We start from the raw sequence: 14,527 nt of genomic DNA on the forward strand, positions 1-14,527 counted from the left end.
GCCGATGAAGAACGAACACACCACACTGCTCGTCATCGGCGGCGGCCCGGGCGGCTACGTCGCCGCGATCCGCGCCGGCCAGCTCGGCATTCCGACCGTGCTGGTCGAACGCGACCGGCTCGGCGGGACGTGCCTGAACATCGGCTGCATTCCGTCGAAGGCGTTGATCCACGTGGCCGACGCGTTCGAACAGGCCTGCGGTCATGCCGGTGAAGGCGCGCTCGGGATCCGCGTGCGCACGCCGGAGATCGACATCGCGAAAAGCGTCGCGTGGAAGGACGGCATCGTCGACCGGCTGACGCGCGGCGTCGGCGCGCTGCTCAAGAAGAACGGCGTGCGCGTGCTGCACGGCGAAGCGCGCGTGATCGACGGCAAGACCGTCGAAGTCGTCAGCGGTGGCCATGCGGTGCGGATCGGTTGCGAACACCTGTTGCTCGCGACCGGTTCCGAACCGGTCGAACTGCCGTCGATGCCGTTCGGCGGGCATGTCGTGTCGTCCACCGACGCGCTGTCGCCCGCAACGCTGCCGAAGCGGCTGGTCGTCGTCGGGGCCGGCTACATCGGGCTCGAACTCGGGATCGTCTATCGCAAGCTCGGTGTCGACGTCAGCGTCGTCGAAGCGGCCGAGCGCGTGCTGCCTGCGTACGATGCCGAACTCGTGCGGCCGGTTGCCGATTCGCTCGCGCGCCTCGGCGTGCGGCTGTGGCTCGGCCACAAGGTGCTCGGACTGGACGAGCACGGCGCGGTGCGCGTGCAGGCGGCCGACGGCGCCGAGCAGACGCTGCCGGCCGATCGCGTGCTGGTTGCCGTCGGCCGCCGGCCGCGCGTCGACGGTTTCGGGCTCGAGTCGTTGCTGCTGGATCGCAACGGCCGCGCGCTGCGGATCGACGACGAATGCCGGACCTCGATGCGCAACGTGTGGGCGATCGGCGACGTCGCCGGCGAACCGATGCTCGCGCATCGCGCGATGGCGCAAGGCGAGATGGTGGCCGAGCTGATCGCCGGCCGGCGTCGCCGGTTCACGCCCGCGTCGATTCCTGCCGTGTGCTTCACCGATCCCGAGATCGTGACGGCCGGCTGGTCGCCGGACGATGCACACGCGGCCGGCGTCGATTGTCTGAGCGCATCGTTCCCGTTCGCCGCGAACGGGCGTGCGATGACGTTGCAGGCAACCGACGGGTTCGTGCGCGTCGTCGCGCGGCGCGACAATCACCTGATCGTCGGCTGGCAGGCGGTCGGGCGCGGCGTATCGGAGCTGGCCGCGGCGTTCTCGCAGTCGCTGGAGATGGGGGCGCGGCTGGAAGACATCGGCGGCACGATCCACGCGCACCCGACGCTCGGCGAAGCGCTTCAGGAGGCCGCGCTGCGTGCGCTCGGACACGCGCTGCATATCTGACGTGCAAGCCTGACAGGGTGCCGCCGGTGCGTGACGCATGCATCGGTGGCGCTTGCGGCATCCGGCGTCATTCACGGGGTTTCATTCGGTATCCGTAATGACGTGATGCCGACATTCCGCGTGCTTATCCAGTTGTCCCGATTGCATTGCGTTTCGTCCGATCCGATTCGGCAAGCCGACGCCGCTTGCTCCCCGGTTCCGTCGAGGTCACACCGAAATCACATGCGGCCTGCGATCGTGCGCGTGGCATCGTCATCGCACACCGTCTTCCGAAGCGTTGCTCAATTTACCGTTGCGTGCCGGTGCACCGGCAACCCGATCCCGTTCCCTCTACGACGAAGAACGGCGCGGACGTTCGTCGAGCGGGCACGATGCAATGGCGTAGCCGTGCCGGGCATCGAACGCCCGGCACGGCGCCCGACGAGGCCGTAATTTTGCGAGATGTGCGAAGGGTTGCCGCCGCCGCGTCGACCGACGATCATGTCGATAGCCGGAAACCGGGCCGCCTCGGGCCCGCCAACGCAGGCTCCACACGGAAGAACCGGACATGAAACTGCTGCTCGTCGGCGCGACCGGACTCGTCGGGCGCCATGTTCTCGAAGTCGCGCTGGCCGATGCGCGGGTCGATCAGGTGATCGTCCTTGCGCGCCGGCCGTTGTCGCCGCACCCGAAGATGCGCGCGCTGGAAGTCGATTTCGACCATTTGCCCGACGCGGCCGACTGGTGGCGCGCGGATGCGGTGATCTGCACGCTCGGCACCACGATGCGGGCCGCTGGTTCACAGGCGGCGTTCCGGCGCGTCGATCGTGATTATCCGCTCGCGGTCGCGCGGCTCGCGCACCGGCACGGCACGCCCACCTACGTGCTGAATTCCGCACTCGGCGCGGATGCCGCGTCGCGCATCTTCTACAACCGCGTGAAGGGCGAGGTCGAACAGGCGCTCGCCGGCGTCGGGTTCGATTCGCTCACGTACGTGCGACCGGGCCTGATCGGCGGCAGTCGTGACGAGTTCAGGTTCGGCGAACGGCTGTTCGTGTTCGCGCTGAGCGCCGCCGGGCCGGTGCTGCCGGCGAAGTGGCGCGTGAATCCCGCGCCGCGGATTGCGCGCGCATTGCTCGACGCCGCGATCGACGCGCGGCCGGGTGTGCAGGTCGTCGCATCGGAGCGGCTCGTTTGAACCGGGGGCACCGGGTGGCTTGGATGGCGCTGCGCCGCCACGCGGCATGCGCCGGCTATTGGCTTGCGAAGCCGTCAAGCCCGTCGAACTGTTCGGTGATCTGTCGCGCGAGCGAACGCATGGTCGGTTACTGCTTCGGCGACGCCGATGCGGGCGAAAGCGTCGTGCTCGCGATCCTGCCCGAGGACGAAGGGGCGTGCAGCGTGCATGGCGGCGTGCGTGGGCCGGATGCCGGTGCGCGTCAGATTCGCAAGGCTGCTTCGTCATGCAGAGCAATGGCAGGACTTCCACCCGCGCCGACTTGCGATGAAGACATCGTTTGCATCGTCGCCGCCGGTTGCCGACCGTGTTGTCTCGCCGGCATCCGGCGGCGCGAAGAAAGCGACGATGACTGCCCGCGATCCGGCATCGCCCGCCTACGCTGATCTTTCACCATCCCAACAGTTTGCTTGCAGTGAAACCGATCGAACACATCCCGATTGTGCGGGCGATTTCGAGAGTCGATCGATACCGGGTAATCACCGATATCTCGCAAGTTGTATATACAAGATCATCCGCTGGCAACGTCGGCACACGTGGTGCCTGTTGCGCGCCAGCGTGCAGACCGTGCGTGCGTGGCGCATGCCGGCGATCCACGGCGCCCCGCATCCTTAGAGCCGAAAGGGCGGCTCGCAGCTTCCTGTCCCGTTCAAACCATGTGTGGTCCTGAGTATTTTGGAGATTGACCCGTGTCAACGAATTCCAGTGGAAAAGCCGGCGGACTGATCGAGGTTCGCTCGATCGACTTCATTCCCGACGCCGAGCGCCACGGCGGCCTGCTGAGCCAGTTCACGTTGTGGTTGTCGGCCAACATGCAGATCACGGCCATCGTCACGGGCGCGCTCGCGGTCGTGCTCGGCGGCGACGTGTTCTGGTCGCTGGTCGCGCTGCTGCTCGGCCAGCTCGTCGGCGGCGCTGTGATGGCGCTGCATGGCGCGCAGGGGCCGCAGCTCGGGCTGCCGCAGATGATCTCGAGCCGCGTGCAGTTCGGCGTGTACGGCGCGATGATTCCGATCGTGCTCGTGTGCCTGATGTACATCGGCTTTTCCGCAAGCGGCTCGGTGCTGGCCGGGCAGGCCGTCGCGCAACTGCTGCACGTCGACGACGCGGCCGGCATCCTGCTGTTCGCGGCCGTGATCGTCGTGCTGACCGTGTTCGGCTATCGCGCGATCCACTTCGTCGGCCGGATCGCGAGCGTGGTCGGCATCGTCGCGTTCGTCTATATGTTCACGCAATTGTTCGCGAACCACGACATCGGTGCACTGCTCGCGAACAAGCATTTCTCGCTCGCGAGCTTCCTGCTGTCGATGTCGCTGTCCGCATCGTGGCAAATCGCGTTCGGCCCGTACGTGGCCGACTATTCGCGCTACTTGCCGCGCTCGACGTCGTCGGTCGCGACGTTTCTCGCGGTCGGCCTCGGTTCGGTGCTCGGCGCCCAGGCGGCGATGGTGTTCGGCGTGTTCGCGGCCGCGCTCGCCGGCAGCCAGTTCGCGCACCATGAAGTGTCGTACATCGTCGGCCTGGGCTCGACGGGCGCCGTGGCCGCGTTGCTGTATTTCAGCATCGCGTTCGGCAAGGTGACGGTGACGGCGCTCAACGCGTACGGCAGCTTCATGTCGATGGCGACGATCGTCAGCGGTTTTCGCGGCAAGGGCGCGGTATCGTCGAAGAGCCGCCTCGTATACATCTTCGGGATGATCTGTGTGTCGACGCTGATCGCGCTCGCGGGCCGTCATTCGTTCCTGAAGGAATTCACCGCGTTCATCCTGTTCCTGCTCGCGTTCTTCACGCCGTGGAGCGCGATCAACCTGGTCGACTACTACTGCTTCACGCGCTCGCGCTACGACGTGCCGGCGCTGTCCGATCCGGATGGCCGCTACGGCCGCTGGAACGTGATGGCCATCACGATCTACGTGGTCGGCATCCTGGTGCAACTGCCGTTCATGTCGACGCACATCTACACGGGGCCGCTCGTCGATGCGCTCGGCGGCACCGACATCTCGTGGATTCTCGGCCTCGTCGTGCCGGCCGTGCTGTATTACATCGGCGCCCGCGCGTCGCGACGCAGCATTCCCGAGCGCCTGATCCTGCCGCTCGAACGCGGCGAAGTGCACCACTGACGACACGTCTCGCGCATCGGGCCGGCAGGTCGCCGGCCTGAGCGTCGCGTCGAGCCGGGCGCCGCCTGCGCCGGGCTCCCCCACATTCCCTTTCATGCGATACCGGTGCGGTAGCGACTGCTGCGCCCGGTATCGCTTCATTCTCTAACCATTGAATAGTATGACTAACGAAATGAAAACCCGCGATGGCGATTCCCGGGCGCGGCCGCTGCATGCCGGTCTTCGCATGACGGTGGCGGCCGCATGCCTCGCCGCGTCGGGCACCGCGCTCGCGCAGGACGGCGTCACGCTGTACGGCGTGATCGACGAATTCGCGCAGTACGTGAATACAGGCAACGGCTATACGGCGGCGATCAATTCGGGCGGCCAGTGGGGCAGCCGGTTCGGGCTGAAGGGCGGCGAGGATATCGGCGGCGGGCAGAAGATCGAGTTCGCGCTGGAAAACGGCTTCAACCCGAACGACGGCTCGCTCGCGAGTGCCGGCACGTTGTTCAACCGGCAGGCGTGGGTCGGCGTGGCGGGGCAGTGGGGCAAGGTCCGCGCGGGCCGGCAGAATTCGCCGCTGTTCAACGACCAGGGCGGACAGGACGCGTTCGGCGGCGTCACGCAGGCGTCCGGCATGGACAACCTGACCGTATTCGCATTCCGCACGAGCAACACGCTGTCATACCAGACCCCCGAGATCGCCGGTTTCCAGGGCGGACTGTACTTCGGCTTCGGCGATGCGGGCGGCGTACGCTCGGCCGGCTCCAGCCAGCAGTTCGACCTGACCTACGAGCATGGCCCGTTCGGCGCATTCGTCGCGGGCCAGTGGTTGAAGAACGCCGCGGCGACCACGACCGATCGCACGATCATGGCCGGCGCGTCGTACGCGATCGGCAAGGCCACCGTGTATGGCGGTTTTTCCGCGGTGAAGTGGGCCGACCTCGGGATCGATTCGCGCGTGTACGGCTTGTCGGTCAAATACCAGTTCAATCCTGCGAACACCGTCGCGCTCGGTTACGCGTACCTGCACGACCAGTCGTCGCAAGGCAACAATGCGGACCAGCTCGGGCTGATGTACGAATACGACCTGTCGAAGCGCACGAGCTTCTACGGCGCGCTGTCGTACCTGCGCAATCGCAACCAGGCCGGCTACACGCTCGCCGGTGCGGCGAACCCCGGCCTGCCGCTCGCGTACCCGGGCGCCAATGCGCGCGGCGTGCAACTCGGCATCGTGCATCGCTTCTGACGCACGCGATGCGTCGGGCCGCGTGTGCCCGGTGCATGCGCCCGCCGCACACGCGCCGTCATTTCCCGAGCCGTTCCGCGAGCGAGTAGCGCTGCATGCAACGCTCCATCGCGTCGAGAAACGCGTGCTCGGCCGCATTCATCTTGCGATCGCGATGCCACAGCAGGAACACGTCGACATCGACGAGCCCGTCGTCGGGCGGTAAGCGCCACAGCCGTTGTTGCGCGATGTCGTCGCGCACGATGTGCTCCGGCAGGCAGCCGATCCCGTAGCCCGCGAAGATCAGCCGCCGCACTTCCTCGAGGCTCGGCGACGACGCGACGATGCGCCCCGTGAAACCCTTCTGGTCGCGGAACACGGTGAGCGGCGACAGGCTGTCGCCGATCTGGTCGCTCGTAAACGACACGAAATTCTCCGCGAGCAGGTCGTCCATCCGCAATTGCGTCTGCCCGAACAGCCGGTGATGGCGGCCGCAGTAGATCGCATAACGCTGGCGGAGGAAGCAGCGCATCTCCAGCTTGTCGTGCGGCGTGCGGCACAGGCCGAGCCCGGCGGTGGCCGTCTTCTGCAGCAGTGAAGAGAGAATGTCCGACGAGCGCATCACTTCGATCTGCAGATCGATACGCGGATACGCACGATGGAAATCCGCGAGGAACTCGTCGTAGACGGGCGATTCGATACGGCTCACCGTCAGCAACCGGATCGAGCCGGTCAGATCGGCCGTGCTGTCGTCGATTTCGGTCTCGAGGCGCGAAATGCCGCCGTAGATGTCGCTCGCGATCCGGTACACGGCTTCGCCGGCCGGCGTCGGCGCGAAGTGCGCGCCGCGCCGCTCGATCAGCCGGCGCTCGAGCGTCTCCTCGAGCCGCCGCAGCGCCTGGCTGACGGCCGGCTGTGTGACGTGCAGGCGGGCAGCCGCGCGGCTCACGCTGCGCTCCTGCATGATCACCAGATAGGTGCGCAGCAGGTTCCAGTCGAGGCGGTCGTTCAGGAAGGGGGCGAGGTCGGGGCGCATCGGGTCTCCGGGCGAGGCGTCAGACTAGACATTAGTTGAATTTATACGGCGAATAATAACTTGAAATTTGACTAATGATTTGCGGTCGCCGATAAAGGAGGGGCGCCGCAGCGTGCGGCGCGAGGCCGCGACAGACGGCCGTCCACGATATTGCGCGTCGCCCTGCCGCGGCGCGCGTCAGGAGCCCGCATGACCCAGTCCCTTCCTTCCGCCCGCCAGCCGGCACGTGCCGCGACAGCCGCGTTCATCGGCACGATGATCGAGTGGTACGACTTCTACATCTACGCGACCGCTGCCGCGCTCGTATTCGGCGAACTCTATTTCCCGTCGCACGACCCGTTCGTCAGCACGATGGCGTCGTTCGCGACGTTCGCGGTCGGCTTCTTCGCGCGCCCGCTCGGCGGCGTGATCTTCGGCCATCTCGGCGACCGCATCGGCCGCAAGAAGGCGCTGATGACGACGCTGATGATGATGGGCGTCGCGACCGTCTGCGTCGGGCTGCTGCCCGATTATTCGAAGGTCGGCATCCTCGCGCCGGTGCTGCTCGTTGCGCTGCGCGTCGTGCAGGGGATCGCGGTCGGCGGCGAATGGGGCGGCGCGGTGCTGATGGCGGGCGAGCATGCGCCGCAGGGGCGCCGCACGTTCTTCGCGTCGTTCGCGCAACTCGGCAGCCCGGCCGGGCTGATCCTGTCGCTGATCGCGTTCCGCGCGGTCACGTCGATGGACAAGGCCGACTTCCTCGCCTGGGGCTGGCGCCTGCCGTTTCTCGCGAGTTCGGTGTTGCTCGTGGTCGGCATCCTGATCCGGCTCGGCGTGAACGAGTCGCCGGAATTCGCGCGGGTCAAGGAAGCCAACCGCACGGTGAAGCTGCCGGTCGCGGAAGTGTTCCGTTCCGCGTCGGGGCTCGTGCTGCTCTGCATCGGCGCGAACACGATCGGCATCGCGGGCGTCTATTTCACGAACACGTTCATGATCGCGTACACGACGCAGTACGTCGGCGTATCGCGCTCGCTGATCCTCGACAGCCTGTTCGCGGTGGCGATCATCCAGTTCTTCGCGCAGCCGCTCGCCGCCTGGATCGCCGAGCGCATCGGCGGGGCGCGCTTCCTGAAACTCGCGGCGCTGCTCGCAATGATGTCGCCGTATCCGATGTTCATGCTCGTGCAGGGCGGCACGTCCGCGTCGCTGATCGCCGGCATCGCGCTCGCCGTCGTCTGCATGGCCGGCTTCTATTCGGTGATCGCGGGCTTCGTCAGCGACGTGTTTCCCGCACACGTGCGTTATTCGGCGATCTCGCTCGCTTACCAGATTTGCGGCGCCCTCGCGGGCGGCCTGACGCCGCTCGTCGGCACGTGGCTCGCGCATCGCTTCACGGGGCAGTGGTGGCCGCTCGCGGTGTTCTATACGTGTCTCGCCGGTATTTCGCTGCTCTGCATCGTCGCGCTCGATGCGCGCCGCGCCGCGCAGCCGGCCGCCGCCGAAGCGCTCGGCTCGCATTGAACCTCAACGAACGAATCGATCTGGAATGCATATGAACGACCTGCTGGAAATCGACGGCGCCCGACTGTGGCAGAGCCTGGCCGACATGGCGCGCGTCGGCGCAACCCCGCGCGGCGGCGTGCGGCGCCTCGCGCTTACCGATGACGACCGGCGCGGGCGCGACCTGTTCGCGCAATGGTGCCGCGACGCGGGGCTGACGGTGAGCGTCGACGCAGTCGGCAACCTGTTCGCCCGGCGCGACGGCGCCGATGCGCGCGCCGCGCCGGTGCTGATCGGCAGCCATCTCGACACGCAGCCCGAAGGCGGCCGCTTCGACGGCGTCTACGGCGTGCTCGCCGCGCTCGAACTCGTGCGCACGCTGAACGACGCGGGCATCGCGACCGACAAGCCGCTCGAGATCGTGTCGTGGACCAACGAGGAAGGCGCGCGCTTCGCGCCGGCGATGCTCGGTTCGGCCGTATTCACGGGCGCGTTGCCGCTCGACGACGCGCTCGCGAAGCAGGACGCCGACGGCGTCACGCTCGGCGCGGCGCTCGACGCATGCGGCTATCGCGGCACGCGCGCAACGGGCGGCGCGGTCGACGCGTATTTCGAGGCGCACATCGAACAGGGGCCGGTGCTCGAGGCGAACGGCACGACGATCGGCATCGTCACGGGCGGGCAGGCGATCCGCTGGCTCGACGTGACGGTCACAGGCGTGGCCGCGCACGCGGGCACGACGCCGATGCCGTATCGCAAGGACGCGTATTTCGCGAGCGCGCAGATCGCGCTCGAACTCGAACGGATCGTCGCCGGCTACGCGCCACGCGGGCTCGCGACGATCGGGCAGGTCGGGATTCGCAACGCATCGCGCAACACGATTGCCGGCGACCTGACGTTTACGGTCGACCTGCGTCATCACGACGATGCCGAAGTCGATGCGATGGAGCGCGACCTGCGCGACGCATGCGCCCGCGTTGCCGCCGCGCGCGGCGTGCAGGTGGCGATCGATACCTGCTGGCGCAGCCCGGCGACGCCGTTCGACCGCGATTGCGTCGGGCTGGTCGCGCAGGCGGCTGCCGCATTCGGCTACACGCACGAGCGGATCGTGAGCGGCGCCGGCCACGACGCGATCCTGCTCGCACGCCGCTTCCCGACCGCGATGGTGTTCATTCCGTGCGTCGACGGCCTGTCGCACAACGAAGCCGAGGATGCATTGCCCGACGACGTGACGCGCGGCACGAACGTGCTGCTCCATGCGGTGCTGGCGCGCGCGGGCATCGCGACGCGCGTCGAAGCGCCGGCTGCGACGCACGGCGCCTGATACGGCGAATCGACGAGGACCACCATGAAAACCTATTTCCATCCCGAACAACTGCTGCACCATCCGCGCAGCTATCTGTCGCGCGGCCAGATGCGCGAGCCGCAGGAAGTGCCCGAACGCGCGGCGCGGCTCGTCCGGGCCGTCCGGTCGCTCGACTTCGACGTGCGCGAGCCGGCCGACCGCGGCACCGCGCCGATCGCGGCCGTGCACGACATGAACTACCTGCGCTTTCTCGAGGAGGCGCACCGCGACTGGAAGCGGATGCCCGACGACTGGGGCGACGAAGTGATGTCGAACGTGTTCGTGCGCGATCCGAACCCGCTGCGCGGCGTGCTCGCGAAAGCCGCGCGCTATCTCGCCGACGGCAGTTGCCCGGTGGGGGCGAACACGTGGCGCGCGGCGTACTGGTCCGCGCAGGGCGCGCTGGCCGCGGCGGCCGACGTCAACGACGGCGCACGCGAAGCCTACGCGCTGTGCCGGCCGCCCGGCCATCACGCGCGTCGCGATGCGGCCGGCGGCTTCTGCTACCTGAACAACGCGGCGATTGCCGCGCAGGCGCTGCTGGGTCGCCATCGCCGCGTCGCGATCCTCGATACCGACATGCATCATGGTCAGGGCGTGCAGGAGATTTTCTACGGCCGCGACGATGTGCTGTACGTGTCGATTCACGGCGACCCGACCAACTTCTACCCGGTCGTTGCAGGTTACGAGGAAGAGACGGGGGCGGGCGCCGGCGACGGCTTCAACCTCAACCTGCCGATGCCGCACGGCGCGCCGGAGTCGGCGTTCTTCGAGCGGCTCGACGACGCGCTGCGCGCGCTCGCGCGGTTCCAGCCCGATGCGCTCGTGCTCGCGCTCGGCTTCGACATCTACAAGGACGATCCGCAATCGCAGGTCGCGGTCACGACCGACGGGTTCGGCCGGCTGGGCGGCGCGATCGGCGCGCTCGGATTGCCGACGGTGATCGTGCAGGAGGGCGGCTATCACCTCGAGAGTCTCGATGCGAACGCGCGCGCGTTTTTCGGCGGGTTTGCCGCGGGGCGCTGACTGACGCGGCGGGGCCGGATCGGGGTGCGCGCGGTTCAAGTTTTCCGCGTGCACGCCGATAATTCGCGCATATGCTGGATGGATGCACGAAGGAGGGCCGCACGATGACACCCGGCCAAATCACCCGCACGACGATCGCGCTCGCGATGCTCGGCGCAGGGCCGCTCGCGGGCGGCGCGGAACCGTCGATTCCGCTGCGCGTCAGTCTCACCATTCCGGAAACCTGCACGATCGGCCCCGCCGTTCGACAGGCCGTCGATGCCGACATGCCGAGCGTCAATTGCGCGCTCGGCACGCCGTTCGTGCTGAGCCGTGCGCCGCTGCCCGACCGGCGATCGATGCCGCGCAGCGTCGGCGCGAGTCCGGCGCCCGCGTGGACCGTCACGTTCTGAGCGGCGCGCGCTCCGTCGTCCCGTCGTTTCCGCTAGAAACTGATCGTCGCGGTGATCGTGTCGCTGTAGTTGCCCGGCGCGGGCGTGGTTTGCGCCGGCACCGCGCCGTACACCGTCACGACCTGCGACGTGCCGGTGCCGACGCCCGTGACCGTCGCGCTGCCGCCCGTGCCGTCGCCCCACGCGATCGAGCGCGCCGCGTCCGTGTACAGCCCGTAGTTGATCGTCCCGCCGCCGCCGCTGCGCTGCATCTGGCGCGCCGTCACGTTGCCGCTGCCGCCGCCGTTCAGCGCGATCTTCCACGCATCGCCGTTGGTGCATTGCGCGGTGATCGAGCCGGTTGCGGCGAGCGCGCCCGACAGCACGCTCGCGGTGCCGAAGTTGACGTTGGTCGCGCTGATGTTGCAGTTGTTGATCACGTTCGCCGTCGCGCTGAACGGGAAGGTTCCGTTCGACGTGGTCAACGACGCGCAGGTCGGCGCGCCGAGCAGGTAGAACCCCACGTTGATCGATGTCGTGTTGCCGCCGAACGTCTGCGAGTAGGCGGTCGTGCTGTTGCCGGTCGTCGGAACGGTCGGCTGGTTCGCGGTGATCTGTCCGTAGATCGTGACCGTGGCGCTCGCGCTGGTGCCGAGGGCGGGTTTGACGAGCGTGACGGAGGCGGGCGTCGTGCCGGAATAGATCGAACCCCACGCGACGGAGTGCGCGGCATCGAGGTAGAGGTCGTACTGCATTGCGTTGGTGCCGTTGACGAGGCTGCGCGGACTCGTGCCGCCGAGACTCAGGCACACGAGCACGTTCGGCGTCAGCGTGATGGCCGACCACGTGCACGTGATGCTGACGGTGCCGGTCGCGGCGACCGATGCGCGCGAGATCGGGCTGACCGAGCCGAAGTTGACGGTCGACGCGGTGGCCGTGCACGTTTCGGCCTGAGCGTGACGCGGCATGCCGCACCATGCGACGCACGCGACGACGAGCAGCAGCACGATCCTCATGGCGCCGCCTTGCAGGCGAGCGGGCCGACGGTCGGCAGCGTGCCGTTGGCGGGCGCGGTGAACGCAAATTCCGCGACGCAATGCTGCGTGCCGTAATCGATCGCGAGATGGTTGTCGTCCTTCAGCCCGTCGACGAACGTGAGCCCGTCGTAGCCGACGATCGTGTCCGCGCCGCTTTCGGCGTGATGCACGCGCGCGCCGGCCGGCAGCGGCTTGCCGGCGGCATCGTGCAGGATCACCGACGCCGCGCGATAGCGCGACACGCCGAAATGCGCGACGACGCCCGATTGCGCCCGCGGCACGACCGTCATCGACGTGCGGGCGATCCGCGCGTCGGCGGGCAGCTTCATCGAGTCGATCGCGACCTGGTTGTTCTGGTACGCGTTCAGGTCGGGCACGAGCAGGTGTCCCGCGCGGTCGGTCGTGCCGATCACGCGGTTCTCGTGCAGTACCGGGATGCCGGCGACGCCATCGGTCGACACCAGTGCGAAGCCGTCGTCGATGCGGCGCGACAACTGCAGGCTGCGGTCCATGAACACGAGTGCGCCGCTGACGTCGAGCGATGCGCCGGTCTGTCGATCGATGCTCTGCGCGCCGGCGATGACTTCGCCCGCGTGGCCGAGGTAGCGCAACTGCGCCTGCCGGTAGGGCACCGCGCCCGTGCCGCCCGTCTGCACGCCCCAGCCCCAACCGCCGTCGTAGTCGGGCGGGCGGCTCGCGTCGACCGTGTAGTTCGACTGGCCGCGCTGGCGGCCGACGGTCGTGTTGATCGACGTGTTGCGGCCGAGCCCGATGTTCAGCGACACGAACGCGCCGTTCGCGCCCTGCTGCGCGAAATCGCGGTAGGCGCTCACGCTCAGCGACGCGAGATCGCCGAAGCTCAGCGTGTACGACACGGTGCCGATCCGCGCGCTCGGGCCCTGCGGCAGCCGGAAGCCGATATAGCTGAGCGACACCGTCTGGCGGTGCATGAACGGCAACGCGAGCGTCGCCTGGTCGGTCGCCGCCGGCACCGGCGCACCGTCGCGCGACGCGAGGTCGCCGTAGCGGCCGAACGCGCGGATCGTCTGCGCGTTGATCGAGAAGCGCGGTTCGATCAACTGGTAGCCGACGCTCACCTGCGTGCCCGGATAGCGGCCGACGCTGCCCGCGACCGCGCCGCTCACGACGCCCGCGCAGCCGAGCCGCATCAGCGCGCCGACGCCGGCGTTGAGTACGCCGGCGGTCGCTTCGGCATGCCCTTCGACGGTCAGCGTATCGCTGACGCCGCGCCGCATCGAGCCGCTGACGGCCGGTCGCGCGTCGTAGTCGAACGACTGCAGCGCGTAGTTGCGGCGCAGGAAGCCGGCCTCGAACGAGTAGCTCGACAGCCCGGCCGACAGCATGCGGGTGTCGACGTAGAGCGGCACGGAGGTCGCGACGGTGCGCCCGAGCGCGTCGCGCGTGATGACCGTCGCCTGGCCGGCGCCCGTGATGCCCGGCACGTCGTGGATGATGAACGGCCCGCTCGGCACGTTGCCGGTGTACTGGCGTACGTTGTTGATGTACAGGTCGACCGCCGACGGCACCGCCGCGGAGCCCGCGAGCGACGGGATCGGGAACGTCACGAGGTCGGGCCGCAGTGCGAAGTTGCTGCGCCACTGGAAGCCGCCGAGGCGTACCGAGCGCGTCCATGCGAGCGATCCCGAGATCGCGTCGCCGATCTGCGTCGTGCTCGGCCGCGCCGGGTCCGACCGGCTCCACGACGTATCGAAGCGCGTGTAGCGCCGCTGGCCGTTGTAGAAATACGCGGTGCCGGTGGTGTTGAACACGCCGTTCGGATCGAAGTAGCGCACGTCGGTGTAGAGCGAGAACTGCCGGTCGCCGATCGTCTGCGCGTAGGCCTCGTAGTTGATCGCGATCCCGCGCGACGCGGTGGCCGCTTCCGTCGCCGGCAACGCGCGGCTGTCGATCGTATGCGGGCGGCGCAGCGCGTCGGTCATCTCCAGGTCGACGCTCTGGCGGGCCGCGTCGTAGCGGTAACGCAGGCGGGCGATCGTGTCGAGCTCGACCGTCGCCGCGTCGGCGATGCCGAGCCGGTCGGTCGCGACGCCGACCGTGCGCAGATCGGCGCCGCTCGCCGACAGGTGGCCGCCGCGTTCGCGGAAAGGCACGAGCAGCGTCGTGCTTTCGCCGTTGACGCTGACTTCGAGGATCACGTCGTGCGTGCGGTCGGTCATCACGAGCGCCGCCGGTTCGTCCGCGCGTGCGCCGCCGCGCACGAGCAGGCCGCCGGCCACGACGGCCGCGAGCACGAGGCGCCGTGCGCGTCG

General features: G+C 68.3%; 12 protein-coding genes. 9 read left to right on the forward strand and 3 right to left on the reverse strand.

The features are described 5' to 3' along the window. Positions 1–4: 4 nt before the first annotated feature. The 5 genes from lpdA (at position 5) to C4B30_RS08570 (ending at position 5,963) form a co-directional block, all read left to right on the forward strand. Positions 5–1,396 (forward strand): dihydrolipoyl dehydrogenase, encoded by a 1,392-nt coding sequence (gene lpdA, locus C4B30_RS08545; RefSeq protein WP_027784033.1) that lies wholly within the window; start codon positions 5–7, stop codon positions 1,394–1,396. Positions 1,397–1,943: 547 nt separating this feature from the next. Then, on the forward strand, positions 1,944–2,573 hold the full coding sequence (locus tag C4B30_RS08550; RefSeq protein ID WP_105132369.1) for an NAD(P)H-binding protein: 630 nt from the start codon (positions 1,944–1,946) through the stop codon (positions 2,571–2,573). 23 nt (positions 2,574–2,596) lie between these two features. Beyond that, the gene (locus C4B30_RS35615) at positions 2,597–2,998 is read left to right on the forward strand and encodes a hypothetical protein (protein WP_199779065.1); all 402 of its coding nucleotides are present in this window, start codon (positions 2,597–2,599) and stop codon (positions 2,996–2,998) included. Positions 2,999–3,301: 303 nt separating this feature from the next. Then, positions 3,302–4,732, forward strand: a complete 1,431-nt coding sequence (locus C4B30_RS08565; protein WP_027784035.1) for a purine-cytosine permease family protein — start codon at positions 3,302–3,304, stop codon at positions 4,730–4,732. Positions 4,733–4,904: 172 nt separating this feature from the next. After that, the gene (locus tag C4B30_RS08570) at positions 4,905–5,963 is read left to right on the forward strand and encodes a porin (RefSeq protein ID WP_230469126.1); all 1,059 of its coding nucleotides are present in this window, start codon (positions 4,905–4,907) and stop codon (positions 5,961–5,963) included. A 58-nt stretch (positions 5,964–6,021) separates the two neighbouring features. Here C4B30_RS08570 and C4B30_RS08575 read toward each other — a convergent pair whose 3' ends face one another. After that, positions 6,022–6,978 (reverse strand): LysR family transcriptional regulator, encoded by a 957-nt coding sequence (locus C4B30_RS08575; protein ID WP_006481805.1) that lies wholly within the window; start codon positions 6,976–6,978, stop codon positions 6,022–6,024. A gap of 189 nt (positions 6,979–7,167) precedes the next feature. On the opposite strand from C4B30_RS08575, the gene C4B30_RS08585 reads away from it, so the two are divergent. The 4 genes from C4B30_RS08585 (at position 7,168) to C4B30_RS08600 (ending at position 11,220) form a co-directional block, all read left to right on the forward strand. Further along, entirely contained in the window at positions 7,168–8,478 is a 1,311-nt protein-coding gene (locus C4B30_RS08585) for an MFS transporter (RefSeq protein ID WP_027784037.1), read from the forward strand. Positions 8,479–8,509: 31 nt separating this feature from the next. Continuing rightward, complete coding sequence (locus C4B30_RS08590; RefSeq protein ID WP_027784038.1) at positions 8,510–9,781, forward strand: Zn-dependent hydrolase; 1,272 nt, start codon at positions 8,510–8,512, stop codon at positions 9,779–9,781. A gap of 24 nt (positions 9,782–9,805) precedes the next feature. Beyond that, positions 9,806–10,828 (forward strand): histone deacetylase family protein, encoded by a 1,023-nt coding sequence (locus C4B30_RS08595; protein ID WP_027784039.1) that lies wholly within the window; start codon positions 9,806–9,808, stop codon positions 10,826–10,828. 104 nt (positions 10,829–10,932) lie between these two features. Next, positions 10,933–11,220 (forward strand): hypothetical protein, encoded by a 288-nt coding sequence (locus C4B30_RS08600; protein ID WP_155257346.1) that lies wholly within the window; start codon positions 10,933–10,935, stop codon positions 11,218–11,220. Between the two features lie 32 nt (positions 11,221–11,252). On the opposite strand, the gene C4B30_RS08605 is transcribed toward C4B30_RS08600, so the two are convergent. Then, on the reverse strand, positions 11,253–12,215 hold the full coding sequence (locus C4B30_RS08605) for a Csu type fimbrial protein (protein WP_105132370.1): 963 nt from the start codon (positions 12,213–12,215) through the stop codon (positions 11,253–11,255). After that, positions 12,212–14,509, reverse strand: a complete 2,298-nt coding sequence (locus C4B30_RS08610) for a fimbria/pilus outer membrane usher protein (RefSeq protein ID WP_234015420.1) — start codon at positions 14,507–14,509, stop codon at positions 12,212–12,214. The genes C4B30_RS08605 and C4B30_RS08610 overlap by 4 nt, the downstream gene beginning before the upstream one ends. Positions 14,510–14,527: the final 18 nt, after the last annotated feature.

Source organism: Burkholderia sp. BE12 (assembly GCF_002959955.1).
Lineage (GTDB): Bacteria > Pseudomonadota > Gammaproteobacteria > Burkholderiales > Burkholderiaceae > Burkholderia.